Below are 23,965 nucleotides of genomic sequence, written 5' to 3'. Positions count from 1 at the left end.
TTTTTTACAGGGCGGGCTGGACCAGAATGCCCTCCAACAGGCCCCGGTGGACGGGCCGGAGCCCCTTGAGGGAGCAGAAGTCGGCGGGCCGGAGCAGGGTGGGTGGCTTGGGCAGTTCCACCGCCCCGCAATCCGCCAGAAGCCCAGCCACAAACTGGGAGCAGAAAAAGTGGTGCCGCCGCTGGAGGGACAGGTTAAAATAGCAGGCGAACGCCCCAAGCACACTGTAATGGTACTCCTCCCGCTGGGCGTACATGGCCTGAAGCTGGCGGCGGAGGGCTATGTAGGTGTCCTGGCTCACCCTCAGCTCATAGAGGCAGCAGGGTACTGCCCGCCGGCGGCCGGTGACCTGCTCCTCCACCAGTCCGGCGGGGAGGGCAAAGTGTTCGTATTTTCTGGCAAAGCTGTAAAAGGGTCCAGCGGGCCCATCCAGCCCAATCGAGGCGTGGGTATAGTCGTCCTGGGTGGCCAGGTGGATCAGCCGGGAGAACCAGGTGCCTGACCGGGTCAGCAGAATATGGATGGCGCGCTCCTCCATGACAGAGCCCTCCTTTGTTTCTTTTCTGGCCCTATCTTACCAGAATAGTTCTAAATCCCGCTGAAGGAAAGATTAAGATTTCCCTAAAATACAGAAAAAACGGCTCTGGGCGAATGAGGCCCGGAGAGGCCCGCCGGACCTGGAAATGGCGTTGCAATCTAGTGCGGATTTTGCTATAATATAACATCTATTGGTCTGTCCCTTTTTCAGAGCTTAGGAAGGATGGGAGCGGTCCCGCCTTCGAAAGATATGAGGTGGCCTTTTTGTACTTAAAAGCGCTTGAGATCCAGGGCTTCAAGTCCTTTCCCGACAAGACCGTGCTCACCTTCGGTGAGGATATCACCGCCATCGTGGGCCCCAATGGTTCGGGCAAATCCAATATCTCCGACGCCATCCGCTGGGTCATGGGGGAGCAGTCCACACGGGCCCTACGGGGAGGCAAGATGGAGGACGTCATCTTCGGCGGTACCGCCAAGCGCAAGCAGACGGGATATGCCGAGGTGTCTCTAGTGCTGGACAACACCTCACACATTTTCGACATGGAGGAGTCCGAGGTGATGGTCACCCGGCGGTACTACCGCTCCGGGGAGAGCGAGTATTACATCAACCGCCGCTCCGTCCGATTGAAGGATGTCAACGAGCTGTTCATGGACACGGGTCTGGGCCGGGAGGGCTACTCCATCATCGGTCAGGGTAAGATCGACGAGATTCTGTCTGTCAAATCCGCTGACCGCCGGGAGGTCTTTGAGGAGGCGGCCGGCATCTCCCGCTACCGCCACCGGAAGGAGGAGGCCGAGCGCCGCCTAGAGCGGACGGACGAGAACCTGGTGCGCATCAACGACAAGATATCGGAGCTGGAGCTTCAGGTGGAGCCGCTCCGGGAGCAGAGCGAGAAGGCCAAGAAGTATCTGGTCCTGCGGGATGAGCTGCGGGGGCTGGAGATCTCCGTGTGGCTGGACACGTTGGAACGTATTCGGGCCAGCAATATCAAGCTGGAGGCTGACTATCAGGAGACCGCCCGCCAGCGGGAGGAGGCTAGAACGGCCCAGGAGAAAGCCTATGCCGCCGCCGAGACCTATTCGGCCCAGATGCGGGAGAAGGACGTGGAGGCGGACCGCCTCCGCTTTGAGATGCAGGGCCGGGAGGCCCAGGCCAACGAGCTGGAGTCGGCCATCGCCGTACTGAAGAGCAGCATCCAGCACAACCTGGAGTCCGCCGCCCGGTTGAAGGCCGATCTGGAGCAGCAGGAGGGCCGGGAGGGCTCCCTGTCCGCCCAGATCGAGCAGCGCCGGGAGCGGCTGGAGGAGATCGAGGGCCAGTTGGCCCGAACCCAGTCAGACCTGAAGGTCAAGGGTCAGGAGGCGGAGGAGACCGCTCGCTCGGCGGGCACTCTGGCCCGGGAGCTGGAGGAGCTGCGGAACCGGGCTGACCTGGGCACCGCCGGCGCTGCCGAGGCCAAGGCTCTGCTGTCCGCCCTGGCCGCCGCGGCCCAGGAAGTGCTGGACCGGGATGAGACCGTCCGCCGGGAGGCCAATGAGCTGGAGGAACGCCTGGAGGAGGGACAGAAGGAAGTGCGCTCCGCCAAGCGCAGATATGATGACGCGGTGGAGGAGCGGGACGGGGTCCAAAACGTCATCAACGGCTATCAACTGCGGATGGAGGCCCGCCGGAAAAAGGCCGAGGGCGCGAAGGACGCCCACATGAAGCTCCAGATGGAGGAGAGCGCCCTCACCTCCCGGATCAAGCTGCTCACAGAGATGGAACAGATGCATGAGGGCTACTCCAAGGCGGTCAAGCTGGTGATGGGAGAGGCCCAGCGGGGGGCGCTGAAGAATATCCACGGTCCGGTGGCCGACCTGCTGAAGGTGCCCGACCGATATACCGTGGCCATTGAGACCGCCCTGGGCGGGGCCATGCAGAACCTCGTGGTGGACCGGGAGGAGGACGGCAAGGCCGTCATCAACTACTTAAAGCGGAGAGATGGGGGCCGGGCCACCATTCTGCCCATCAGCTCCATCCGACCGGGAGAGCTCCGGGAGGGAGCGAGCCTGAGCAAAGAGCCCGGCTTCGTGGGAGTGGGGGACCAGTTGGTCCGCTTCGACCCCAAATATCAAAATGTATTTTCCAACCTGCTGGGACGGGTGGCGGTCATGGAGGATCTGGACGCCGCTATCGCCGCGGCCCGAAAATACGGCTATAAATTTCGTATCGTCACCCTGGACGGCCAGGTGCTCAACCCCGGCGGCTCTATGACGGGCGGCTCCGCCAGCCGAAGCGCCGGTATCTTGAGCAGGGCCAACGAGCTGGAGCGGCTGAACCAACAGCTGGCTGACATCCGGGCACGGGTAGCCGATGGGGCCAAGGCACTGGCAGAGGCGGAGCGGGAGCAAACTGCCGCCGCCTATGAGCTGGACGCCGCCCAGAGCCAGCTGCGTCAGTGGGAGGACGCTATTTTGAAGGCGGAGGGAGAGCTGTCCCATGCCCGCAGCGTGGTCTCCGAGCTGGAGCGCCAACGGGAGAGCCAGGAGAGTGAGCTGGAGGGCTTGAAGAACCGCTCTGTCCAGATTGAAACAGACACTGCGGCGGCCCGTGTCCGCATCCAGGAGCTGGAGGGGGAGACCGCCGCTCTAAAGAGCGAGGCCGAAGGCAAGGCCAAGGGGCAGACCGACCTGCAGGAGCGCACTGCCCGCATCGCCCAGGAGGTGGCCCAGCTCACTGCCGCCCAGGCCGCTCTGGAGGCGGAGCGGGAGGCCACCCGCTCCGGCCTGGAGGAGCTGGAGCGCCTGAAGGCATCCATGGCCGGGGACCGGGACCAGGGCCGGGCCCTGATGGCGGACTATGAGGAGAAAAACCAGGGCTTTGCCCAGGAGATCGCCCAGAAGGAGGAGACTTTGACTTCCCTCCGCCTGGAGAACCAGAGCCGGACCGACGCCATCGACCGCATGAACCAGGAGAAGCTGGAGCTGGAGGGGGAGCGTATCAAGGCCACCCGGGAGAGCCAGAGCAAAAACGAGGAGCTGCTCCGTCTGGAGGGAGAAGTGTCCCGCCTGGAGCAGAAGAAGGTTTCCGCCTCCATGGAGGAGAAGCAGCTTCTGGACAAGCTGTGGGAGAACTATGAGCTGTCCCACGAGGCCGCCCGCCAGCAGCGGGTGGAGATTGAGTCTGTTCCCAGGGCCAGCCGCCGCATTGGAGAGCTGAAGCGGGCCATTTCCGGCTTGGGGAACGTCAATGTAGGCGCCATCGAGGAGTTCCAGCGGGTCAATGAACGGTATACCTATCTCACAGACCAGCGGGACGACGTGGACCGGGCGAAAAGGGAACTGGAGGAGATTATCGCCAATATTACTGGCGAGATGAAGACCATCTTCGAACGGGAGTTTAAGACCATCAACGAGGCATTCGGCCAGACCTTCCTGGAGCTTTTTGGCGGGGGTAAGGCCACCCTGGAGCTGGAGGACCCGGAGGATATCCTCAACTGCGGCATCGAGATCAAGGTTCAGCCCCCTGGTAAGGCGCTGAAGATCATCACCCTGCTGTCCGGCGGGGAGAAGGCCTTTGTGGCCATCGCCCTGTACTTTGCCATTTTGAAGGTCCGGCCCACCCCCTTTGTGGTGATGGACGAGATCGAGGCCGCTCTGGACGACAACAATGTGGTACGGTTTGCCCGCTATATGCGCTCCATGGCCGAGCGCACTCAGTTCATCGTCATCACCCACCGCCGTGGCACCATGGAGGAGGCCGACGTGCTCTACGGCGTCACCATGCAGGAGCAGGGAGTGTCGAGGATGCTGACCATCAACCTGAATGATGTGGAAAAGGAATTGAATATCCGATAGCGCCTCCCTGTGGCTGCATGACGGGGCCCCCGCCTGGCCCCCGTCATGGGCCGGGTGGGGAGAGGACGAGCAGCGGAGTGAGTGAGCTCTGCCCGCCAGGGCGAAGCGAAGGATACGAAGCTTGCGAGGACGAAAAAGCGGGGCGTGAGCCGGATGCCGACCATCGACCTGAATGACGTGGAGAAAGAACGGAATACCCGGTGATGATATGGAATACCCAAAGCGCAAGCATATCCGACTAAAGGATTATGATTACAGCCGTGCGGGAAGCTACTTTGTTACAGTCTGTGTCCAGGACAGACTAAGGTCGTAGGGCGGGGGCTTGCCCCCGTCGAGATCAGGCTGACCGCCTGTGGCCGTGTGGCGGAGGAAGAACTGCTGGCTCTGATGGAGCGTTACCCCATGATTCGCCTGGATAAGTATGTTATCATGCCCAACCATATCCATGTGCTGCTTCGAATCACCCAGGAGACGGCGGAGGCAAGCCCCCGCCCTACCTTGATGCAGGCAATGGCCGCATGGAAGTCTCTTTCCACCAGAAGGTGGAATAGGATGACGGGAAACGCCGGAGAGAAGCTGTGGCAGCAGGGCTACTATGAACACATCATCCGGGATGACAATGACTTTATGGCCCACTGGACCTACATCGACCAGAACCCCGCCAGATGGAGCGAGGATGAATATTTTGGAGGTACACCGTGAACGAAAGCGGAAAGAAAAAAAGCGACGGGCTGTTTATCGCCGGCGGCATCGCCCTGATCGCCGTGCTGGTCATCGCCATCAAGCTGATATTCGCCTGGCTGGGGGCGGCGGTCCCACCGGAGCGGCTGAATCCGGACCTGGCGCAGAGTCAGGGGGTGACAGAGCAGATAGAAACAGACGCCCCAGTCTTCTGCCCGTTCTGCGGTGAAACGCTCCACGACAGCTTCCGTTGGGGGCAGTTCTGTCCCTGGTGCGGGGAGAAGATAGAGCAGTGATATGAGAAAGCTGAAGTGCCTGCGATGCGGCCGGAGCATGAGCCGCATCAAGAGGGAACACCTGTTTATGGGCCAAATTGGTTTACAGTGGGGAGGTATGCATTATCAGCCCAGCAGGGGGCTGGATGTGGATGTTTACTGCTGCCCGGACTGCGGGAAACTAGAATTTTACCGGGGAGAAAAGGACCAGGACAAGCGGGTGGCCGGACAATCCATAGCCCAGGTGAAATGTTCCAGGTGCGGAGGCCGCTATGACCTGGACAGCTGCAAGTGCCCCTTCTGCGGAGAAGAGAATGACAAGCTGTTTTAAGAAAGGAACGAATTGCCCATGGGCTTTTTTGATAAACTGAAAAAAATCAACATTTTTGCCAGCTTCGGCTCGGAGCTGACGGACGACTTCTACGACGAGCTGGAGGAGTCCCTCATCCTGGCCGATACCGGGATGGACGTGACCTTGGAGCTGGTGGAGGCGCTGCGCCGCCGGGTGCGGGAGGAGCGGATCAAGACCATGGAGGAGGCCCGCTCCGCCATGGTCCAGATCATCGCTGAGGCCATGAACACCGGGGGTGCGGCTCTGGACCTGTCCACCACCCCCTCTGTGGTACTGTTTATTGGAGTGAATGGGGTGGGTAAGACTACCACCATCGGCAAGATCGGCCATCAGCTCCGAAAGGAGGGAAAGAAGGTCCTCTTCTGCGCCGCGGATACCTTCCGGGCCGCCGCCGCCGAGCAGCTGACCATCTGGTCCGACCGGGCTGGGGTGGATATCATCAAGCAACACGAGGGGGCCGACCCCGCCGCCGTAGTCTTTGACGCTATGAGTGCCGCCAAGGCCAGGAAGAGCGACGTGGTGCTTGTGGACACCGCCGGGCGGCTGCACAACAAGCAGAACCTGATGAACGAGCTGAACAAGATTTCCCGGGTCATTGACCGGGAGCTGCCCGGATGCGCCCGAGAGACTTTGCTGGTGCTGGACGCCACCACCGGTCAGAACGGTCTGATCCAGGCCAAGCAGTTTCAGGAGGCCGCCGGTATCACGGGCATCGTCCTCACCAAGCTGGACGGCACCGCCAAGGGGGGCATCGCCATCGCCATCGCCAAGGAGCTGGGCGTGCCGGTCAAGTACGCCGGTGTGGGCGAGAGTGTAGACGACTTGAAGCCCTTTAACGCCGCGGACTTTGCCCAGGCACTGATTTGAGATAGGCGCCAGATACTGGGGGGCGGGAAGATGGAGTTTAACTGGAGCCTGTTTGGCGCGTTGTTTGGGTTTGGGCTTATCGCCGCGTGGAAGCGTGATGGGTTCACCTGGAAAGATATGCGCCTGTGGGGCGAGAGAGTCACGCCCAAGCAGAGCCGGGAGAATCTGATTGGACTGGGCGTGCTGGGCGCCGTGCTGCTTACCGCCGTCCTGTTTTGGCTGGTGGATTAAGAAAATTTAAGAGATCAATTTACACACTATCCAAACATTTCTGGCCTGACCTGTGGTACAATAAAGAAAAAACGTGAGAGGAAGAAATTACCATGTCCCGAATCGACGGAAGAAAAAACGATGAGCTCCGCCCGGTGGAGATCATCCCTAATATCAACAAATTTGCCGAGGGCTCCTGCCTCATCCGCTGCGGCAACACCCATGTGCTGTGCACCGCCAGCGTGGAGGACCGGCCGCCCCGCCACGTCCCCGAGGGGGAGGGATGGGTGACCGCCGAATACTCCATGCTCCCCCGTGCCAACCGGGAGCGGTCCCGCCGGGACATCTCCAAGCTGAAGCTGAACGGCCGCTCCGCCGAGATCCAGCGGCTCATCGGCCGGGCCCTGCGCTCGGTAGTGGACATGAAAAAGCTGGGCCCCTGGAACATCACCATCGACTGCGACGTGCTCCAGGGGGATGGGGGTACCCGCACCGCCTCCATTACTGGGGGCTTTGTGGCTATGATGCTGGCCTTCCGAAAAATGATAGAGGCCGGTCAGCTGGCGGAGTACCCCGTCAGCGGCTATGTGGCCGCCGTGTCCGCCGGTATCGTGGATGATGTGCCCCTGCTGGATCTGTGCTATGAAGAGGATTCCTCCGCTATGGTGGATCTGAACTGCGTTATGGACGACCAGGGCCGCCTCATCGAGATCCAGGGAACTGGGGAGGAGCGTCCCTTTACCCTGGATGAGCAGCGGCAGCTGGTGGAGCTGTGTGAGAAGGGCATCCTGCGGCTCCAGGCCCTTCAAAAAGAGATATTGGGGCTATAAAAGACGGGAGGGAAGGACATGAAACTGGTGCTGGCCAGCAAAAATAAAAAGAAGCTGGTGGAGATGAACGATATCCTGTCCCAGCTTGGAATCGAGGTCTGCTCCGAGGCTGAGGCGGGGGTGGATGTGGAGGTGGAGGAGACTGGAACTACCTTTGAGGAGAACTCTCTGCTCAAGGCCAGGGCTGTTATGGAGGCCAGCGGCCTGCCCGCCATCGCCGACGACTCCGGCCTGTGTGTGGATGCGCTGGGTGGGGCGCCCGGCGTGTACTCTGCCCGTTATGGGGGCGAGGGACTGGACGACATTCAGCGGTACCGCCTGCTGTTGGAGAACATGAGGGGGCAGATGCCCCGGACAGCTCGCTTTGTCAGCGTCATCACCTGCTGTTTCCCCAACGGAGATGTGATTTCCGCACGGGGAGAGTGCCCCGGCACCATCGCCTTCGCCCCCATGGGGGAGGGCGGCTTCGGCTATGATCCGGTGTTTTTCGTTCCCACGCTGAAAAAGACCTTCGCCCAGCTTACCGCCGAGGAGAAGAATGCCATCTCCCACCGGGGAAAGGCGCTGGAGGCATTTCAGGTCAAACTGAAGGAGTACCTGTCCAAATGACAGAAATCAAAAGATAGGAGATCATAACATAATATGGCAGAACTGACAAGCAAGCAGCGGGCCCAGCTGCGGGGGCTGGCCAACGGCATCGATACCATCCTCATCGTGGGCAAGGACGGCATTGGGGACAACCTGGTGAAGCAGGCCAACGACGCCCTGGAGGCCCGGGAGCTTATCAAGGGCCGTGTGCTGGAAAACTCAATGCTCTCCCCCCGGGAGGCAGCCGAGCAGTTGGCCCCCCTGACCCGGAGCGAGGTCGTCCAGGTCATCGGAACAAAATTTGTTCTCTATCGTCCAAGCCATAATAAAGAGAAAAAGGACAGAATCGTGCTGGTGACGGACAAGAAACAGAGGTAATCAATTTTATTCCTGCCAGCCGCTGACGCTTGGCGTGTTCTGGGCGGCGATGGGCTGTGGGCCGAGCTTCAGCCCCATCCTTCGGCCGAATTTGACAAAGCGGGACTGCCCCTTTTTGGGGCCGTCCACCCTGATAAAAGTGAGAGAGGTGTCTGGCATGAAGATCGGAATCTACGGCGGGACCTTCAATCCCCCCCATCTGGGACACCTGGCCGCGGCAAAGACGGCCATTGAGGTGCTTGGCCTGGACCGGCTGCTGCTGATCCCGGCGGCGATCCCGCCCCACAAGGTCCTGCCCGAGGGTACGCCCCCGCCGGAGCACCGTCTGTCCATGGCGGAGAAAATGGCGGACGCACTGCTGCGGCCCAAGGTGGTCCAGGTGTCCACACTGGAGCTGGAGCGGGAGGGCAAGAGCTACACCTCTGACACGCTGGAGGAGCTCCATCGTCAGTATCCGGAGGCGGAGCTGTGGCTGCTCATGGGAACGGATATGTTCCTGACGCTCCACCTGTGGCATGATCCCGATTCCATTTTGAGACTGGCCGGGGTGTGCGCCTTTGGCCGTACTGAACAGGACGGGGAGGAGCTCTTTGCCCCACAGCGGGACTTCCTCTGTGAGAGATATGGCGCAAAAGTGACCACCATCACTCTGCCCGGTCTGGTTGACATCTCCTCCACCCGCCTGCGGAAGCTGCTGGGCCAGGGGGAGGGGAGAGAGTACCTACTCCCCGCTGTCTATGGGCACATTCTGATGAATGGGCTCTATGGTACCCACGCCGACCTGAAACATCTGGACATTCCAGAGCTGCGGGCCTGCTCCTGCTCCATGGTCCGACAGAAGCGGGTGGCCCACATCCGCGGCACTGAGGAGGAGGCGGTCCGTCTGGCACGGCGCTGGGGGGCCGACCAGACGCTGGCCCGACGGGCAGGCATCTTACATGACTGCACCAAGTATTTAAACCTGGAGGAGCAGTTGGCCCTGTGTGAGAAATACGGGGTCGCGCTGGACGAGCTGGAGCGGTCAGCGGTCAAACTGCTTCACTCCAAGACCGGGGCGTGTATCGCCAAGGCGGCTTTTGGGGAACCTGATGAGGTGTACTCGGCCATCTTCTGGCATACGACAGCCAAGGAAAACATGACGACACTGGAAAAGATCCTGTATGTGGCTGATTACATAGAGCCCAACCGGGATTTTGAAGGGGTGGAGCGCCTGCGGTCGCTGGCCTATCAGGATCTGGACAAGGCCCTTCTCCTGGGGGTGGAGACTACCATTCAGGAGATGGAAGAGAGAAAGCTGCCTGTCCACAGCAGGACGTTCAAGGCCCGGGACTGGCTGAGGTCCCACGGAGTAACGATAGAGGAAGGAACCGAATGAGCGAACACACCAGAAGACACGGAAAACGACAGGTCCAGACCGAGCGCGCTTCCTTGGGGGAATATTGGGTGCGGTACCGGGCTTGGGTCCATGGGATGAGCCGGGGAGAGAAGATCCGCTACCGCGCCTTACAGACCGCGGTGTTCCTCTCCATCCTGATCATTGTGGGCTATCTGATTCTAAGCGCCTGGATCAAGCTGCCCGATACGTCGGACCTGCCCGGCCAGACCACAGGAGGACAGACTCAGGGAGACACCTCTGATTTGAGTTATGACGGGGCGGAACTGCCCCAGGTGGCCATGAGCGGCCGAAGAGAGGGAGTGTATACCTTCCTGGTAGCTGGCTTAGACCAGGTGAGCAATTCCACAGACACAATGCTGCTGGTGACCTATGACACTAAGAATAAGACTATCGATGCCATCAGCCTGCTCCGGGACACGATGATCAACACCAGCGCCACAAGGGGCGCACAGAAGCGGCTCAATGTGGTGTACACCCGGAATCGGGGGTCCAGCGACCTGCCAGAGAAGGAGCGGGTGGAAAAGGGAATGACCGCCTTGAAGCAGGAGGTGAGCCACCTTACTGGAATCTACCCGGACTTCTATGTCCTGGTGGAGTGGGAGGCTGTCGGGGAACTGGTGGACGCCATTGGCGGAGTCTATTTCGAGGTGCCCTTTGATATGGACTATGACGACCCAACCCCTGGCCAGGACCTGCACATCCACCAGGAGGCAGGGTACCGCCTGTTGAACGGCCAGGACGCCATGGAGGTTATCCGCTTCCGCAAGAACAACGATGGCACCCACGCCCTGGGGGACAGCGGCCGGACCGCTATCCAGCGGGACTTCCTCACAGCGGTGATCAAGGAGTGCCTCCAGCCGGATATTCTCCTCAAGCTGCCGACGCTGGCCCAGATATTCACTGAAAACGTGTCTACCGATTTAAGTGTGGGTAATATTCTGGCCTTTGCCCAACTGGCCATTGGGATGAACGTAGAAGAGAACGTGACGTTTGTCTCCCTGCCCTGGACAGGCGTCAGCTATGACGGGGCATCTCTGGTGCTGGCCAATGAGAAGGAGCTGCTGCCCTTGCTCAACGACGGCCTCAATCCCTATGTGGGGGAGATCCAGTCCAGCGACCTTCAGCTGATGTATAAGAAGAGTGGAGGGGGCTACGGTGTGACCAACGGTACACTGTTGGACTCTAGAATGGCCAAGCCTGTAGTGGCGCAGAAGCCTCAGGAGGAAGAGAAGGAGCCCACAGAAGAGGAAGAAACGCCTGATGTTCCCCCGGTGGAGGAACCCAGCGGAGGGGCCGAGAACCCTGGTGAGGAAACAGGGATCGGTCAGGAAGGTGACTCTTCTCAGGGAGAAGGAGGAAATGGCAGTACCGGCCAGCCCCCTGACGAAGAGGGGGAAACGGGTACTGATACGCCGCCCATCGTGACCATCGACCCGGACGACGTGCTCCCCGACCCGGAGAGCGGTTCCACCAGTCAGGAGACGGATGAGGAACCGCCGCCCTCCCAGGATATCAGGCCTTCATAGAAGGGGAGGCAGCGGCTTCAAGCAACAATATATAAGCAGAAAGGGGAAAGAAGATTGACTTCTTATGAGATGGCCATCGCGCTGGCCAAGGCCCTGGACGGGAAAAAGGGGCAGGATATCAAGGTGCTCAAGACCGAGGAGCTGACCACGCTGGCGGATTACTTCGTGCTGTGTACCGCCACCTCCAGCACCCAGGTGAAAGCGATGTCAGACGCCTGTGAGGAGGCCATGGAGAAAAATGGCGAGCAGGTCCACCACATTGAGGGACACCGGGGCGGCACCTGGCTGCTGATGGATTTCTCATCCGTTGTGGTCCATGTGTTTACCGACGAAGCTCGAAAGTTTTATGACCTGGAGCGGCTGTGGGGCGACGCTCAGGAGATAGACTTGGCTCAGGCGCTAAAGTCGGAATAAATGTATAAAACAGAGGGGTGTTCCGGTCGTTATATCCGGAACGCCCCTCTTGAATTTCCTCTTGACGGAAGGGAAAAGACTTCCTAGAATAAAACGGACAGGGAAAAGAGGAGATGGGATAAGCATGGAACTAAGCCTGATGCTGATGGAGCAGATATTGGCCATGGTGCTCATGGCCGCCGCTGGCTTTTTGGCCGCCAAAGCGGGGGTCCTGACTGGGGACCAGAGTCGGGTGCTCTCCAAGGCGGTGCTCTATATTGCCCTGCCCTGTACCTTGGTGAATGCTTTTCAGACAGACTATGATCCAAATATCCTGGGGGCGTTTTTAGTGACGCTGGCCATCGCGGTTCTGATACATGGAATATTTTGGCTTGTCTGCTGGCTGTTAGATAGGACTGGGCGCCAGCTTACCCCAGCAGAAAAGGCCTCGGTCATATACAGCAACGCCGGAAACCTGATTATTCCCATTGTATTGAATACGCTGGGGCAGGAATATGTCATTTATACCTGCTCCTACATGGCCTTTCAGGGATTCTTAGTCTGGACCCATGGGCAGAAGCTTATGGGGGGCGAAGGCCGGCTCACACTAAAAAAAGTGGTGAAAAACCCCTGCCTCTGTGCCATACTGATGGGCATGGCACTGTTTTTCTTACATATCCGTCTGCCTGATGTGTTGGGTACCGCTGTTTCCTCTATGGGGAGCTGTGTGGGCCCCCTATCTATGGTGGTGGTGGGTGTTCTGCTGGCGGAAACAGACTTGAAGGCCGCTTTTTCCTCGCGGGGGATATACCGGGTCGTTTTCCTAAGGTTGATCATTCTGCCATTGCTGGTAGTGGCTCTATTGTGGGGAGTAGAGCGGGTCTGGGGACATAGCCAGATCCTACTGGTCAGCCTGCTGTGCGCGATAGGTCCGGCAGCCGCTACGTTGACCCAGATGGCCCAGCTCTATAAGAGCGCGGAGAGCCGGTACACCTCCTCTATAAACGTGGTGACCTCGGTATTGTGTGCCGCCACTATGCCGCCGATGATCGTTTTATTCCAAATGCTGACAACGTAAGAAGCTGCCTCCGATTTTTAATCGGAGGCAGCTTCTTATTTCCCTCGGATAACAGTCAAAGCCTGACGGCAGTTGACCACCTGGTTGACCAGCTGGTCGCCGCCGTACTCCCCGTCAATGGTCCAGGGAATGGGCTGGTCAGAGGAAAAGGTAAGCTGGGAAGCCTGGAAATGGATGCGGGAGCCGGCCCCCACCGGATTCTGAGCGAACAGAGTCTGGAAGCCATCGGTGACATCGGCCAGACTGACCGGCTTTTTGACCAGATCTACCTCGAACAGTCCGTCATCCAGCTCTACGTCCTGTTGAGGCAGCTTGATGCCGCCGATGGACAGGGCGTTGCGCACCATGCCGAAGTAAAAGTCATCCTCCAGAACCTGACCATCGTATTCTACTTTAAGATGGTAGGGGGAGATGGTGGGCAGAGAGGCAATGCCCTCTACCACATAGGCCAGATGGCCAAATGTGTTTTTCAGATCCTGGGGAGTGGCGTAGGCCACATGGGTAAACGCGCCGAAGGCGGCCACATAGACGAAGGGCTGCCCATTGAGTTTTCCAATGTCAATGTGAAAGGGCTCGCCTTCGCCGGCGGCGACGGCAGCGGATTTAATCGGGGAGCGGGGGAGATTTAGGGTGGTAGCGCAGTCATTGGTGGAGCCGGAAGGAATATATCCCAGCATGGGTGGGGCGGACAACTCCATCAGCCCGGTTACAGTTTCGCTTAAAGTGCCGTCGCCGCCGGCACATACCACCCGTTGGAAACGGGGACCCAGCTCTTTGGCGGCTCGGACAGCGTCCCCCTTGCACTGGGTGGGGTAGACAGTGACCAGCCACCCAGCCTTGGTAAAGACGTCTAAGACCGGAGAAAGACTGCCGGGCAGCTGTCCTTTCCCGGATGTGGGGTTATAGATCAAGAGAGCTTCCTTCAAAACGATCCCTCCTTGCCTGTCAGATTTTATAGGAAAACAGCCTGGGCTTGGTGGACCAGCCTGATTAATATTAATAGTAGTATTATTATAGAAAGAGAAAAGAAAAAATCAAGAGAGATGTTGTAAATCTTTACATAAAATTAAGGCGCAAAAATAGAGGTTTCTTGTGCCACACTGGGGCTTGCGCCCATGGGGCAAAACGGTTAAAATACCTAAGATAGTATGTCGTAACGAGGTGGATTAACGACGATGGACCGAAAAACGTTAAAAGCGGCTTTCCCCGCCACGGTACCGGTGTTGATGGGGTATCTGGCTATCGGGATGGCCTTCGGGCTGATGCTCCAGTCAGAGGGCTATGGCGTAGGCTGGGCCATTCTGATGAGCATGACCATATACGCAGGCTCTGGGCAGTATTTGGGGGTTTCCCTGTTGGCTACGGGGGCGACTCTAGGCCAGACGGCCTTTCTGACTCTGATGGTCAATTTCCGGCATCTGGTCTATGGCCTGTCCATGCTGGAGAAATTTCGGGGCATGGGCCGCCGGAAGCTTTATATGATTTTTTCCCTGACGGATGAGACCTATGCGTTGCTTAGTTCGGCCAAGGTGCCCCAGGGGGTGAAGGAGCACGATTACTACTTTGCTGTCGCCCTGCTGGACCAGAGCTACTGGGTGCTGGGTTCTGTGATCGGCTCTCTGTTGGGGGCCGCGCTGGGCTTTGACACCACGGGAGTGGATTTTGCCATGACCGCCCTATTCCTGGTCATCGCCGTGGGCCAATGGAGGACCGCCGGCAGCCATCTGCCTGCTCTGCTGGGCGGAGCGGCCACTCTGGTCAGCCTGCTGGCTGTGGGGGCGGAGGAGATGCTGCTGCCTGCCTTGGGAATTATGGTGGCCGTCCTGGTGCTTCTCCGTCCCACTCTGGAGGAGCAGGGGCGGAGAAGGCCTGCCGCGGTGAGAGAGGAGGGGGCCCGATGACCACGATGACAACGGGACAGACCCTGGCCGCCATCGCGGTGATGGCGGTGGTCACCTTTTTGACCAGGGCTCTGCCCTTCCTCCTGTTTGACCGGGGAGGAGAGCCTCCAAAGGTGGTGCTCTATCTGGGGCGGGTGTTACCCCCGGCAGTCATCGCCATGCTCATCGTATATTGTTTGAAGGGAGTATCCTTTGCCACACCAGCGGGCTGGGTCCCCGCCCTGCTGGCCAGCGCCGCGGCAGTGCTCCTCCATCTGTGGAAGGGGAATGACCTGCTGTCCATTTTTGGGGCGACGGTGCTGTATATGGTGCTGGTGCAGGGCGTGTTCAACTGATGTTGACGATGTGAGGAACGAGAGGAAACGATATGAGAGAGACAGAAGAACTGGCCCATTTGGACCGGGAGATAGAGCGGCTGCTCCGCCGGCGCCTGGAACTGGTGGCCGGGCCGGAATCTGGGAGTACCGGCTACGACCAGTGCAGGCGGGCTATGGAGGCCGCCCGCTGCCCGGTATCCCAGCCCAGAGTGGTCTATCAGGGAGTAGCCGGAGCGTACAGCGAGATGGCCGCCCTCACCTTCTTTGGGAAGGAGGCCCGCTGTCAGGGGCTGGCCCGCTTTGAGGATGTCTTTGAAGCTGTCCATCGGGGGGAAGCGGACTATGCTGTCCTCCCCATCGAGAACAGCTCCACCGGCGCTATCCGCCAGGTATATGAGCTGCTGACCCAATATCAGCACTATATCGTAGGGGAGGACACCGTTAGGGTGGAGCACTGTCTGATGGCGCCCAGGGGAGCGAGTCTGGACACCATTACCCAGATCTACTCCCATGAGCAGGGCCTGTTCCAGAGCGACCGTTTTCTGTCCCGCCACCCGGAATGGGAACAGATCCCTTTTGGGGACACGGCGGGCAGCGCCCAGTATGTGGCCCAGACCGGAGACATTACCAAGGCCGCCATCGGCTCGGCACGGGCGGCAGAGCTCTATGGGCTGGATATCCTGTACCGGGGCACCAACCACAACAGCGGAAATACTACCCGCTTCGTAGTCACCTCCCCGGTGATGGAACTGCGCCCCGGAGCGGACAAGATCGCCGTCCTGCTTTCCGTCCCCCACCAGGTGGGAAGTTTGCAGCGTATTTTGACGGTGTTCCTGCTCCACGGGCTCAACCTGATGAAGATCGAGTCCAGACCCATGCCGGACAAGCGGTGGGAGTACCTTTTTTTCATGGAGTTCTCCGGCTCCCTTACCGGACCGGGGATGGAGGAGGCCCTGGAGGAACTGTCCCGATCCACCTCCTATCTCCGGGTACTGGGCAACTTCAAAAACAGCCTGACAGAGGGATAACGAACAAGGAGGAGAGCAGATGGCCAACACTGTGCTGATTACCGGGGCCTCACGGGGCATCGGAGCCGCCACCGCCCGGTACTTTGGAGAACAGGGCTGGCAGGTGGCGGTCCACTACCACGAGCGGGAGGACCTTGCCCTGGAGCTGGTGCGGGAGCTGCGGGAGATGGGGACCTGTGCCGTAGCCCTGGGCGCGGATCTGGCCTGCCCGGATCAGGCCTCTGCCCTTCCTGCTCGGGCGGAAGAAGCTCTCGCCACTCTGGACGCTCTGGTGTGCGGCGCTGGGATCGCCCTGCCCCAGCAGCTCGTCACGGATACCAGCGGCGATGAATGGCGGCGCCTGATGGGGATAGATCTGGACGGCGTCTTTTATACCATACGGGGGGCCGTCCCCTCCTTTGTCCGGCGGCGGCAGGGCGCGATTGTCACCATTTCCTCCATGTGGGGAACCACGGGAGCGTCCTGTGAGGCACCCTATTCTGCCGCTAAGGCGGGGGTCATTGGTCTGACGAAGGCTCTGGCCAAGGAACTGGGGCCCTCCAACATTCGGGTCAACTGTGTGGCCCCTGGTGTTATCCGAACGGATATGAACCGGCATCTGTCCCAGGCGGATATGGACGCTCTGGCAGATCAGACACCTCTGTGCCGGACCGGTGATCCGGAGGAGGTGGCTCGGGCAATTTTCTTTCTGGCCTCCGAGCAGTCTTCCTTTGTCACGGGCCAGGTCCTGGGCGTGGATGGCGGCATGGCGGTCTAAAGAGCGGGAGGAGAGGCAGAAAAGTCTCTCCTCCCGCCTGGCTTTTTACGAAAAGCATAAAAGGGCGGACCAAGCCCAGCCCCCTGACAAATAACAACAAAAAGAACCCGGTTGTCAAAGAAACAAAAAGTTGCTATAATAAGAAACAAAGTGGGTATTTTTTCCCCAAAAGGGAATAAATGTCACCTACCCCCGAGAGGAGGACGGCTCCATGTCCCGACAAAAGGGCGGTTTTGGCGGCTATCGCGGCCGCAGAACGCTGACCGATATATTGAGATTGATCGCGGTCGTCCTGACCGTGTTGGTGATTTTGGTGCTGGCGGGACTATTTTTCGGTCAGAAATATATTGTCCAGACGGACCGGGGCCTTCAGTTTCAACTGCCTCAGGCCCTCCGCCCAGGGAAGGAGGAGCCCGATATTGGAGACATCAGCGTGGTGATCCAACCCTCGGATTCAGAGCGGCGGGAGGAGCCTGAGCAGGAGCCGGAGCGCGCCCTTACGGCGGCCCTTCAACTGCCCTTGTCCGCCGTGCTGGACGGCACCGCGGTCGGAAGCATGGAGGAGGCCGGAGCTAATGCCCTGATCCTACAGATGAAGGGCAGGGAGGGCCAGCTGAACTGGGTGTCCCAGCAGCCCTTGGCCGTAGCTGCCGGAGTCAGCGGGCAGGACCAGTCGGTCAACGATGCCCTGACCGCATGGAACCAGGGCGAGGTCTACACGGTGGCCAGGCTATGCTGTTTCCGGGATAATACTCTGCCCTATCAAAATAACGCAGTGGCCCTCCGGGCCAGCTACGGCAACTGGAGGGACGAGTTGGGACTGCGCTGGCTGGACCCGGCTAAGGCCGAAGGACAGGCCTATGTCGCCGGCCTGTGTGGGGAACTGGCTGCCCTGGGCTTTGATGAGATCGCGCTGGAGTGCTGGGCCTATCCCAGCCGGGGAAATCTGGATGTGATTACCGACGGCCCGGCGGGGGACAGGCAGGCTGTGACTGATTTGGCGTTGGCCTTGCTGGAGCAGATTGACGCGGAGACAGAGGGATACGATGTCAGGATCTCTTTGGTGGCGGACGGGGAACTGCTTGAGAGAACGGGCCTGGATCTCAACAGCCTCGACCAATGGGAAGGAAATATTTGGACAGTGGGAGAAGGAGAATATCTGGCAGGACTGGACAAAAATGCGGACGGCGGTCGAATCGTCCGGATCGTATCTGCGCTGGAAGGGAAAGAAGCGGGAGCGCAGGGTGTGCTCCCGGAGCCGGAACTGGGATAAACAGAAGCCGCTGGCTGCGTTATGCAGCTGGCGGCTGTTTTCCTTTCAGGGAGGGGCTGAAAATGCAGGAATAAAGATGACGGAATTGTAAACTATCGCAAAAGAGAGAGGGAATACCCCGCAAAAGATGTGCGATAGAGGGTGAAATAAAACGAAAAATGCCGCATTATAAAAAAGGTATACGAAAGATAGATAAAATAAAGCTTGCATTCCTAAGTGATTTCACATAGAATAAAAAGTACATAATTTCATCAGGAAGCGTGGATGAAGATGAAAAGGTGGTGAGGATATGGCAGTGGAAGCCATCCAAAAGGTGACGCAGGTCGAGGCGGAGGCCGACCGCCGCAAGGAGGAGGCCATGGCCGAGAGCAAGCAAAAGCTGCTGGTGGCGCAACGAGCTGCCCAGCGGCTATTGGCGGATAGCCGGACTGAAGCAGAGAATGAGGCCCGTCAGATGCTGGTTCAGACAGAGGAAGAAGCGGCTAAGGCTACCCAGAAGGTACTGGAACAGGCCAAATTAGACTGTGAGCAGTGGAAGCGGACAGCTCGGACCCGGCTGGACCAGGCCGCCCGCACAATCGTAGAAAAGGTTGTGAATCGCTGATGGCCATCATGAAAATGAAACGCCTGCGGTTGATCGCCATGGCGGAGGACCGGGAGACCATCCTCCGCACCCTCCAGCGCATGGGATGCGTGGAGGTCAGCGAGGCCGGGGTGGAGCCCTCGGAGGAGGGAGATGCCTCTGGGCGGGAACTGCTCCAGCACCTGCGGGACAAAGTGTCCCGGCTGGATGCCAGTGGGCTGGAGCGGGCCCGGGAGGAGCGGGGAGAGGCGGAGCGAGCTCTGGCCACGCTGAAGCGGTATGCCCCGGAAAAAGGGAAACTGCTCCAGCCCCGGCCCGACCTAAAGGAGGGAGAGCTCTTTGACCAAGGGCGGGCCCGACAGGCCCTGGATGGGGCCCAAGAGGTCAACGAGGTAGAGCGCCGCATGGCTGCCATCCACAGCGAGCAGTCCAAGCTGCTGGCCCAAAAGGACGCTTTGGCGCCCTGGCTGGAACTGGACCTGCCCCTGGAGACCCAGTCTACCCACCAGATTATGATCCAGCTGGGCACCCTGCCCGCCAATCGTCCCTTTGAGGAGGGGGAGCAGGCGGTTCAGGGGGCCGGAGAGCTGGTTCAGCTGACTCAGATATCGGCGGATCGGGAGCTGCGGTACTGCCTTCTAGTATGCCACACCAGTCAGGAGGAGGGCGCCCTAGAGGCGCTGAAGGCTCTGGGCTGGTCCCGTGCCAATCTGCGGGATTGGACGGGGACGGCGGCAGAAAACACGGTCCGGCTGGACCGGGAGCTGGAGGAGTTGGCCAAAGAGTTGGCCCAACTGGAGGAGAAACTGGCCTCCATGGGACACCTCCGGCCCCAGCTTCAACAGCTGGCTGACTTGGCCCAGGTGGAGAGTGACAGAGAGGAATCCCGGGGAAGGCTGCTGAATACCAGCCAGACCTTCTATCTGGAGGGCTGGGTGCCGGAGGAGAACTGGCCCCAGTTGGAAAAAGCCCTGGAGAAATATCCCTGTGCCTATGAGGCGGCCGATCCAGTGCGGGAGGAGTATCCGGATGTACCGGTGAAGCTGAAAAACAACTGGCTGACCCGGCCGTTGAGCATGGTCACAGATATGTACTCCCTGCCCGCTTACGGAACGGTGGACCCCAACCCCCTGATGGCCCCCTTCTTTATCCTGTTTTACGGGATGATGATGGCGGACATGGGGTATGGCCTGCTGATGATGGCCGTTGCCTGGGTGGTGGTGAAGCGGGCAAAGCCCGAAGGGGCGACGATGCGGCATATGTTCCCGCTGCTGGGGCTGTGCGGCGTGAGCACCTTTATCTGGGGAGCGGTGACGGGAAGCTTCTTTGGCGACTTCCTCACACAGCTGGTGGCGCTGACCACTGGAGGCCAGTTCGCCCTGCCCGCCCTATTCTCCCCGGTAGATGACGCCCTGGCGGTACTGGTAGGCTCGCTTGTGTTGGGCCTGGCTCAGATCTTTACTGGTATGGGGATCAGTATGTACCGCAAGATCAAGCGGGGGGCTGTGATGGAAGCTCTGTGCGGCGAGGGAGCCTGGTACCTGGTCTTTCTTCTGGCCGGCGTGGCCGCCCTCACCGGACAGATCAAGGCTTGTGCCATTGCCATCGTGGTCCTGCTGCTGTTGACCCAGGGCTATGGGAAGAAAGGCATAGTGGGCAAGCTGGTGGGGATCGGCGGGTCGCTATACAACAATATCACCGGCTATTTCAGCGACATCCTGTCCTATTCCCGGCTGATGGCCCTGATGCTGGCGGGGGCTGTGGTGGCCCAGGTGTTCAACACCCTCGGCTCGATCACCAATTTCCTGCCCACCTTCATCCTGATCTCTATGATCGGCAACGCCCTGAACTTCGCTCTGAATCTGCTGGGCTGCTATGTCCACGATATGCGGCTGCAGTGTCTGGAGTACTTCAAATACTACTACGAGGACGGGGGTAAACCCTTCCGTCCCCTGGAGTTCAAGACGAAATACTATCACATCGTGAAAGAATGAGAATAAGGAGGAAACAACAATGAGTTTTCTGGAATCTTTCGGCGGTTTGGCCCTGGCCCTTCTGGGCGCCAGCCTTGCGGTGGGATTGAGCTGCGTGGGCTCCGCCAAGGGCACCGGCATCGCTGGTGAAGCGGGTACCGGCCTTCTTAGCGAGGACCCCAGCAAGTCCGGTAAGGTCATGGTGCTCCAGCTGCTCCCCGGTACCCAGGGGCTGTACGGCATGGCCGTGTTCTTTGTGGCCCTGATCCGAATGGGCTTTATGGGCAACGCTCTGGCGGTGAGCGAGGCGATGTCCGTCCAGCTGGGCCTGCAATTTTTCGCAGCCTGTATGCCTATGGCGATCGGCGGCCTGCTGTCCGCTATCGCCCAGGGCCGCGTGGCTGCCGGTTCTATCAATATCCTGGCCAAGAAGCCGGATGACTGGTCCAAGGGCCTGATCCTGTGCGGTATCGTGGAGTTCTACGCCATTTTGTCCCTGCTGTGCTCTATGATTATGCTGTTCTCCCTGAGTGTGCCGCTTTAATTTCCACCGAGAGGGGACGAACATATGGAAGGAATCGAAAAGATCACGGCCAAGATCATTCAGGACTCTGAGGCGGAAGTGACCCGCATTCTGGAGGAAACGGAGCGAAAGGCCCGCTCCATCGGCGAGGAGGCCCAGGCCCAGGCCGACCGAGAGCGGGAGGAGATTTTGGCCCGTGGCCGCCGGACCGCCGACGAGCGGCTGGAGCGTCTGAAATCCGCCGCCCAGATGGAGCGGCGCAAGCTGGAGTTGGCCGCCAAGCAGGAGGTGCTGGCCGAGGCATTTGACCTGGCCCTGGAGAAGCTGTGCGCCATGCCTGAGCAGGAGTATGTGGCGCTGTTGACCAAGCTGGCCCTGGAGGCGTCTTCCACTGGCCGGGAGCAGCTCATCTTCTCCCCCCAGGACCGCAGTCGGGTGGGCAAACAGGTGGTGGTGGCAGCCAACGAGGCCCTGGTAAAAGGGGTGGCCCCCGAACTGCCCGAAGCGATCACCGAATCCAAGGTAGGAGCCTTCCTGGGCAAGGTGGTCAACACCACTGCCGCCATGGTTACAGGTACCGGCCTGCTTACCCTGAGCGAGGAGACCCGGCCTATCAAGGGTGGCTTCATCATGGTGGACGGGGACATCGAGGTAAACTGCGCCTTTGAGACACTGGTTCGCCTCCAGCGGGAGAAGCTGGAGAAGGAAGTGGCCGGCGTGCTGTTCCCCTGAGAGTTGGGACAGAGTGAAGAGTCAGGGGGAAGAGCGGAGAAATGCCCTTTCCCGCGGGATCTTCACTCTCCACGCCCAACTCTCCACTCTCAAGTAAGGGAGGGAATATTTTGTCCCACCAGATAAAGGATATAGACTACCTGTCCATTTCTACCAGGATCCGGGCCATGGAGAACCGCCTGCTGACAAGGGAGAGGATGGACCGGATGATTGACGCCAGGGAGAACGGGGAGGCTATGAAGATCCTCACCGAGTGCGGTTACCCGGAGGATAGAGGAGGCGGGCTGGAGGGCGTGCTTGCCCAGGCCCGGGCCGATACCTTCCGAGACATCGCCGGGGCGGTACCAGATCCCCGCCTGGCGGAGATATTCCAATTGAAATATGATTATCACAACGCCAAGGTTATTCTGAAGGCCCAGGCTGTGGGCGCCGACCCAGAGCGCCTGCTGCTGGCCGGTGGGCGGTATGACCCCAGAGAGCTGCTGGAGGGATGGCGGCGGGAGGAGCTCCAGGGCTGTTCAGAGGAGTTCCAGCGGGCTATGGCCCAAGCATGGACCCTTCTAAGGGAGAGCCGGGATCCCCAGCAGGCCGATCTGCTTCTGGACCGAAGCTGCTATCAGGAGATGGAACGACTGGCCAAGGCGCTGGGCAGCCCCTTCCTCCTGGGCTATGTCCGGCTGAGTGTGGATGTGGCCAATCTTCGGACCGCTGTCCGGGCGGCCCGAATGGGCAAAGAGGGAGACTTCCTGCGCCGGGTGCTGCTGCCAGGAGGAAATGTGTCTCAGCAGACAGTAGCTTCCGCCCGGGCAGACACACTGGGCGAGGTGTTCCAGTCGGGACCCCTGGCCCAGGCCGCCCAGCTGGGGGCCAAGGTAGCCCTGCCCGGTGGAGGATCTCTGACCGCCTTTGAAAAGGCTTGTGACGATGCGCTTACAGCCTATTTGGCCGCCGCCCGCATGGTCCCCTTTGGGGAGCAGACGGTCATCGGCTACCTCTATGCCAAGGAGCTGGAGTTTACGGCAGTCCGCACCATCTTTGCCGGGCGGGCAGCTGGACTGGACGGAGATACCATCCGGGCCCGGCTTCGGCAGACCTATGTATAAGGGGGGTGGCTGGAGATGTATAAGATCGCGGTGATGGGCGACGTAGCCAGCGTCCTGGGCTTTAAGGCCCTGGGGCTGGATGTATACCCTGTGGCTGGCCCGGAGGAGGGGCACGAGACGCTCCACCGGCTGGCCAGGGAGAATTACGCCATTATCTATATGACCGAGCAGCTGGCCGCCAAACTGACGACTGACATCGCGCGGTATAAGGACGCGCTGACCCCGGCGATCATTTTAATTCCCGGAAAGGAGGGTCCCCTGGGTATCGGCATGGCCAATATTAAGACCGCGGTAGAGCGGGCGGTGGGCGCTGATATCCTATGACGGACCAGGGAGAGGTCCTCCGTCTTGCCTCGCTGGAGGAGGCACCGCGGCTTTTCCAGCTGATCCTCCGACGGATCACTTGGCTGGAGGAGCGGGGGATACGTCAGTGGGAGCGGGACGACTATCTTACCTATTACCCCTTGACCTATTTCCAGGAGCGGGCCCGAAATGGGGCGCTCTATGGCCTGTGGAGGCCCGACGGGGCGCCCAATGTGGTGGCGGTGCTGCTGGAAGAGGATGATCGCTGGCCTGCTGGTGGGTCCGCACTCTATATCCATAACCTGGCCGCGAACCCGGATGCCCCAGGCGCCGGGGAGCGGATGCTAAGGCAGTGTATGGCACTGGCCAAAGCCATGGGGAAGGACTATCTGCGTCTGGACTGTGGACGGAACAATCCAGCGCTGAATGACTACTATGAACGACTTGGCTTCTCCTATGTGGGCCCAATGGAAGTGGGCAGCTACCAGGGTAACCTGCGGCAGCGCCCCCTCCTTTGAAGGCCA

General features: G+C 59.7%; 29 protein-coding genes. 26 read left to right on the top strand and 3 right to left on the bottom strand.

What is annotated here, in order from left to right:
• Positions 1-4: 4 nt before the first annotated feature.
• Positions 5-538 carry a hypothetical protein gene (locus H8S11_RS07720; protein WP_147570724.1) on the bottom strand — a complete coding sequence of 178 codons (534 nt, stop codon included), beginning with the start codon at positions 536-538 and terminating at the stop codon, positions 5-7.
• 254 nt (positions 539-792) lie between these two features.
• Here H8S11_RS07720 and smc point away from each other — a divergent pair, with 254 nt between their 5' ends.
• From smc to H8S11_RS07675, 10 genes are all read left to right on the top strand, one after another.
• Positions 793-4,374 carry a chromosome segregation protein SMC gene (gene smc, locus H8S11_RS07715; RefSeq protein ID WP_186852743.1) on the top strand — a complete coding sequence of 1,194 codons (3,582 nt, stop codon included), beginning with the start codon at positions 793-795 and terminating at the stop codon, positions 4,372-4,374.
• Between the two features lie 81 nt (positions 4,375-4,455).
• The gene (locus H8S11_RS14070; RefSeq protein ID WP_279287563.1) at positions 4,456-4,578 is read left to right on the top strand and encodes a hypothetical protein; all 123 of its coding nucleotides are present in this window, start codon (positions 4,456-4,458) and stop codon (positions 4,576-4,578) included.
• Positions 4,579-4,734: 156 nt separating this feature from the next.
• Complete coding sequence (locus H8S11_RS07710) at positions 4,735-5,076, top strand: transposase (RefSeq protein WP_186852742.1); 342 nt, start codon at positions 4,735-4,737, stop codon at positions 5,074-5,076.
• A complete protein-coding gene (locus H8S11_RS07705) occupies positions 5,073-5,351 on the top strand; it encodes a hypothetical protein (protein ID WP_186852741.1) in 279 nt (92 codons plus the stop codon). The genes H8S11_RS07710 and H8S11_RS07705 overlap by 4 nt, the downstream gene beginning before the upstream one ends.
• 1 nt (position 5,352) lies before the next feature.
• Positions 5,353-5,661, top strand: a complete 309-nt coding sequence (locus H8S11_RS07700; protein WP_147570721.1) for a hypothetical protein — start codon at positions 5,353-5,355, stop codon at positions 5,659-5,661.
• A gap of 18 nt (positions 5,662-5,679) precedes the next feature.
• Positions 5,680-6,549 carry a signal recognition particle-docking protein FtsY gene (gene ftsY, locus H8S11_RS07695; protein WP_186852740.1) on the top strand — a complete coding sequence of 290 codons (870 nt, stop codon included), beginning with the start codon at positions 5,680-5,682 and terminating at the stop codon, positions 6,547-6,549.
• A gap of 30 nt (positions 6,550-6,579) precedes the next feature.
• Positions 6,580-6,780 (top strand): hypothetical protein, encoded by a 201-nt coding sequence (locus tag H8S11_RS07690; RefSeq protein ID WP_147570719.1) that lies wholly within the window; start codon positions 6,580-6,582, stop codon positions 6,778-6,780.
• A 92-nt stretch (positions 6,781-6,872) separates the two neighbouring features.
• On the top strand, positions 6,873-7,589 hold the full coding sequence (rph, locus tag H8S11_RS07685; protein WP_147570718.1) for a ribonuclease PH: 717 nt from the start codon (positions 6,873-6,875) through the stop codon (positions 7,587-7,589).
• An 18-nt stretch (positions 7,590-7,607) separates the two neighbouring features.
• Positions 7,608-8,198 (top strand): XTP/dITP diphosphatase, encoded by a 591-nt coding sequence (locus tag H8S11_RS07680; RefSeq protein ID WP_147570717.1) that lies wholly within the window; start codon positions 7,608-7,610, stop codon positions 8,196-8,198.
• Between the two features lie 33 nt (positions 8,199-8,231).
• Positions 8,232-8,555: a YhbY family RNA-binding protein gene (locus H8S11_RS07675; RefSeq protein ID WP_186852739.1), complete on the top strand. Its 324-nt coding sequence runs from the start codon at positions 8,232-8,234 to the stop codon at positions 8,553-8,555.
• A gap of 6 nt (positions 8,556-8,561) precedes the next feature.
• Here H8S11_RS07675 and H8S11_RS07670 read toward each other — a convergent pair whose 3' ends face one another.
• The gene (locus H8S11_RS07670) at positions 8,562-8,714 is read right to left on the bottom strand and encodes a hypothetical protein (protein WP_186852738.1); all 153 of its coding nucleotides are present in this window, start codon (positions 8,712-8,714) and stop codon (positions 8,562-8,564) included.
• On the opposite strand from H8S11_RS07670, the gene nadD reads away from it, so the two are divergent.
• From nadD to H8S11_RS07650, 4 genes are all read left to right on the top strand, one after another.
• The gene (nadD, locus tag H8S11_RS07665; RefSeq protein WP_186852737.1) at positions 8,713-9,930 is read left to right on the top strand and encodes a nicotinate (nicotinamide) nucleotide adenylyltransferase; all 1,218 of its coding nucleotides are present in this window, start codon (positions 8,713-8,715) and stop codon (positions 9,928-9,930) included. The genes H8S11_RS07670 and nadD overlap by 2 nt on opposite strands.
• Positions 9,927-11,477, top strand: coding sequence for an LCP family protein (locus H8S11_RS07660; RefSeq protein ID WP_186852736.1), 1,551 nt, complete (start codon positions 9,927-9,929; stop codon positions 11,475-11,477). The genes nadD and H8S11_RS07660 overlap by 4 nt, the downstream gene beginning before the upstream one ends.
• Before the next feature lie 54 nt (positions 11,478-11,531).
• The gene (gene rsfS, locus H8S11_RS07655; protein WP_147570713.1) at positions 11,532-11,891 is read left to right on the top strand and encodes a ribosome silencing factor; all 360 of its coding nucleotides are present in this window, start codon (positions 11,532-11,534) and stop codon (positions 11,889-11,891) included.
• Between the two features lie 124 nt (positions 11,892-12,015).
• Positions 12,016-12,948, top strand: a complete 933-nt coding sequence (locus H8S11_RS07650) for an AEC family transporter (protein ID WP_186852735.1) — start codon at positions 12,016-12,018, stop codon at positions 12,946-12,948.
• 35 nt (positions 12,949-12,983) lie between these two features.
• On the opposite strand, the gene H8S11_RS07645 is transcribed toward H8S11_RS07650, so the two are convergent.
• Positions 12,984-13,874, bottom strand: a complete 891-nt coding sequence (locus H8S11_RS07645; protein ID WP_147570711.1) for a diacylglycerol/lipid kinase family protein — start codon at positions 13,872-13,874, stop codon at positions 12,984-12,986.
• Positions 13,875-14,123: 249 nt separating this feature from the next.
• On the opposite strand from H8S11_RS07645, the gene H8S11_RS07640 reads away from it, so the two are divergent.
• The 12 genes from H8S11_RS07640 (at position 14,124) to H8S11_RS07585 (ending at position 23,959) form a co-directional block, all read left to right on the top strand.
• Positions 14,124-14,849, top strand: a complete 726-nt coding sequence (locus H8S11_RS07640; RefSeq protein ID WP_147570710.1) for an AzlC family ABC transporter permease — start codon at positions 14,124-14,126, stop codon at positions 14,847-14,849.
• Positions 14,846-15,184 carry an AzlD domain-containing protein gene (locus H8S11_RS07635; protein WP_186852734.1) on the top strand — a complete coding sequence of 113 codons (339 nt, stop codon included), beginning with the start codon at positions 14,846-14,848 and terminating at the stop codon, positions 15,182-15,184. The genes H8S11_RS07640 and H8S11_RS07635 overlap by 4 nt, the downstream gene beginning before the upstream one ends.
• Positions 15,185-15,216: 32 nt before the next feature.
• Positions 15,217-16,194, top strand: coding sequence for a prephenate dehydratase (locus H8S11_RS07630; RefSeq protein WP_186852733.1), 978 nt, complete (start codon positions 15,217-15,219; stop codon positions 16,192-16,194).
• Between the two features lie 19 nt (positions 16,195-16,213).
• On the top strand, positions 16,214-16,951 hold the full coding sequence (gene ymfI, locus H8S11_RS07625; RefSeq protein WP_147570708.1) for an elongation factor P 5-aminopentanone reductase: 738 nt from the start codon (positions 16,214-16,216) through the stop codon (positions 16,949-16,951).
• A gap of 211 nt (positions 16,952-17,162) precedes the next feature.
• A complete protein-coding gene (locus H8S11_RS07620; protein ID WP_186852732.1) occupies positions 17,163-18,224 on the top strand; it encodes a putative glycoside hydrolase in 1,062 nt (353 codons plus the stop codon).
• Positions 18,225-18,513: 289 nt separating this feature from the next.
• Positions 18,514-18,828 carry a hypothetical protein gene (locus H8S11_RS07615; RefSeq protein ID WP_186852731.1) on the top strand — a complete coding sequence of 105 codons (315 nt, stop codon included), beginning with the start codon at positions 18,514-18,516 and terminating at the stop codon, positions 18,826-18,828.
• 8 nt (positions 18,829-18,836) lie between these two features.
• Positions 18,837-20,801, top strand: a complete 1,965-nt coding sequence (locus H8S11_RS07610; RefSeq protein WP_243200983.1) for a V-type ATP synthase subunit I — start codon at positions 18,837-18,839, stop codon at positions 20,799-20,801.
• A 19-nt stretch (positions 20,802-20,820) separates the two neighbouring features.
• Positions 20,821-21,324, top strand: coding sequence for a V-type ATP synthase subunit K (locus H8S11_RS07605; RefSeq protein WP_186852729.1), 504 nt, complete (start codon positions 20,821-20,823; stop codon positions 21,322-21,324).
• 24 nt (positions 21,325-21,348) lie between these two features.
• On the top strand, positions 21,349-22,035 hold the full coding sequence (locus H8S11_RS07600) for a V-type ATP synthase subunit E (protein WP_147570703.1): 687 nt from the start codon (positions 21,349-21,351) through the stop codon (positions 22,033-22,035).
• A gap of 110 nt (positions 22,036-22,145) precedes the next feature.
• Positions 22,146-23,138, top strand: coding sequence for a V-type ATPase subunit (locus tag H8S11_RS07595; protein WP_147570702.1), 993 nt, complete (start codon positions 22,146-22,148; stop codon positions 23,136-23,138).
• 15 nt (positions 23,139-23,153) lie between these two features.
• Positions 23,154-23,462, top strand: coding sequence for a V-type ATP synthase subunit F (locus tag H8S11_RS07590; RefSeq protein ID WP_186852727.1), 309 nt, complete (start codon positions 23,154-23,156; stop codon positions 23,460-23,462).
• Complete coding sequence (locus H8S11_RS07585) at positions 23,459-23,959, top strand: GNAT family N-acetyltransferase (RefSeq protein WP_186852726.1); 501 nt, start codon at positions 23,459-23,461, stop codon at positions 23,957-23,959. The genes H8S11_RS07590 and H8S11_RS07585 overlap by 4 nt, the downstream gene beginning before the upstream one ends.
• Positions 23,960-23,965: the final 6 nt, after the last annotated feature.

It is taken from the genome of Flintibacter hominis, from assembly GCF_014287965.1.
Lineage (GTDB): Bacteria > Bacillota > Clostridia > Oscillospirales > Oscillospiraceae > Lawsonibacter > Lawsonibacter aceti.
The sequence above is the reverse complement of the archived record's forward strand: the minus strand, read 5'-3'. Positions and strand labels throughout refer to the sequence as shown.

Excerpts from the sequence above, each read along its gene's own strand:
- H8S11_RS07720 (WP_147570724.1), bottom strand. The coding sequence starts at position 538 with ATGGAGGAGCGCGCCATCCATATTCTGCTGACCCGGTCAGGCACCTGG.
- H8S11_RS07700 (WP_147570721.1), top strand. The coding sequence starts at position 5,353 with ATGAGAAAGCTGAAGTGCCTGCGATGCGGCCGGAGCATGAGCCGCATC.
- ftsY (WP_186852740.1), top strand. The coding sequence starts at position 5,680 with ATGGGCTTTTTTGATAAACTGAAAAAAATCAACATTTTTGCCAGCTTC.
- H8S11_RS07690 (WP_147570719.1), top strand. The coding sequence starts at position 6,580 with ATGGAGTTTAACTGGAGCCTGTTTGGCGCGTTGTTTGGGTTTGGGCTT.
- rph (WP_147570718.1), top strand. The coding sequence starts at position 6,873 with ATGTCCCGAATCGACGGAAGAAAAAACGATGAGCTCCGCCCGGTGGAG.
- H8S11_RS07680 (WP_147570717.1), top strand. The coding sequence starts at position 7,608 with ATGAAACTGGTGCTGGCCAGCAAAAATAAAAAGAAGCTGGTGGAGATG.
- H8S11_RS07675 (WP_186852739.1), top strand. The coding sequence starts at position 8,232 with ATGGCAGAACTGACAAGCAAGCAGCGGGCCCAGCTGCGGGGGCTGGCC.
- nadD (WP_186852737.1), top strand. The coding sequence starts at position 8,713 with ATGAAGATCGGAATCTACGGCGGGACCTTCAATCCCCCCCATCTGGGA.
- H8S11_RS07670 (WP_186852738.1), bottom strand. The coding sequence starts at position 8,714 with ATGCCAGACACCTCTCTCACTTTTATCAGGGTGGACGGCCCCAAAAAG.
- H8S11_RS07660 (WP_186852736.1), top strand. The coding sequence starts at position 9,927 with ATGAGCGAACACACCAGAAGACACGGAAAACGACAGGTCCAGACCGAG.
- H8S11_RS07650 (WP_186852735.1), top strand. The coding sequence starts at position 12,016 with ATGGAACTAAGCCTGATGCTGATGGAGCAGATATTGGCCATGGTGCTC.
- H8S11_RS07640 (WP_147570710.1), top strand. The coding sequence starts at position 14,124 with ATGGACCGAAAAACGTTAAAAGCGGCTTTCCCCGCCACGGTACCGGTG.
- H8S11_RS07635 (WP_186852734.1), top strand. The coding sequence starts at position 14,846 with ATGACCACGATGACAACGGGACAGACCCTGGCCGCCATCGCGGTGATG.
- H8S11_RS07630 (WP_186852733.1), top strand. The coding sequence starts at position 15,217 with ATGAGAGAGACAGAAGAACTGGCCCATTTGGACCGGGAGATAGAGCGG.
- ymfI (WP_147570708.1), top strand. The coding sequence starts at position 16,214 with ATGGCCAACACTGTGCTGATTACCGGGGCCTCACGGGGCATCGGAGCC.
- H8S11_RS07620 (WP_186852732.1), top strand. The coding sequence starts at position 17,163 with ATGTCCCGACAAAAGGGCGGTTTTGGCGGCTATCGCGGCCGCAGAACG.
- H8S11_RS07615 (WP_186852731.1), top strand. The coding sequence starts at position 18,514 with ATGGCAGTGGAAGCCATCCAAAAGGTGACGCAGGTCGAGGCGGAGGCC.
- H8S11_RS07610 (WP_243200983.1), top strand. The coding sequence starts at position 18,837 with ATGAAAATGAAACGCCTGCGGTTGATCGCCATGGCGGAGGACCGGGAG.
- H8S11_RS07605 (WP_186852729.1), top strand. The coding sequence starts at position 20,821 with ATGAGTTTTCTGGAATCTTTCGGCGGTTTGGCCCTGGCCCTTCTGGGC.
- H8S11_RS07600 (WP_147570703.1), top strand. The coding sequence starts at position 21,349 with ATGGAAGGAATCGAAAAGATCACGGCCAAGATCATTCAGGACTCTGAG.
- H8S11_RS07590 (WP_186852727.1), top strand. The coding sequence starts at position 23,154 with ATGTATAAGATCGCGGTGATGGGCGACGTAGCCAGCGTCCTGGGCTTT.
- H8S11_RS07585 (WP_186852726.1), top strand. The coding sequence starts at position 23,459 with ATGACGGACCAGGGAGAGGTCCTCCGTCTTGCCTCGCTGGAGGAGGCA.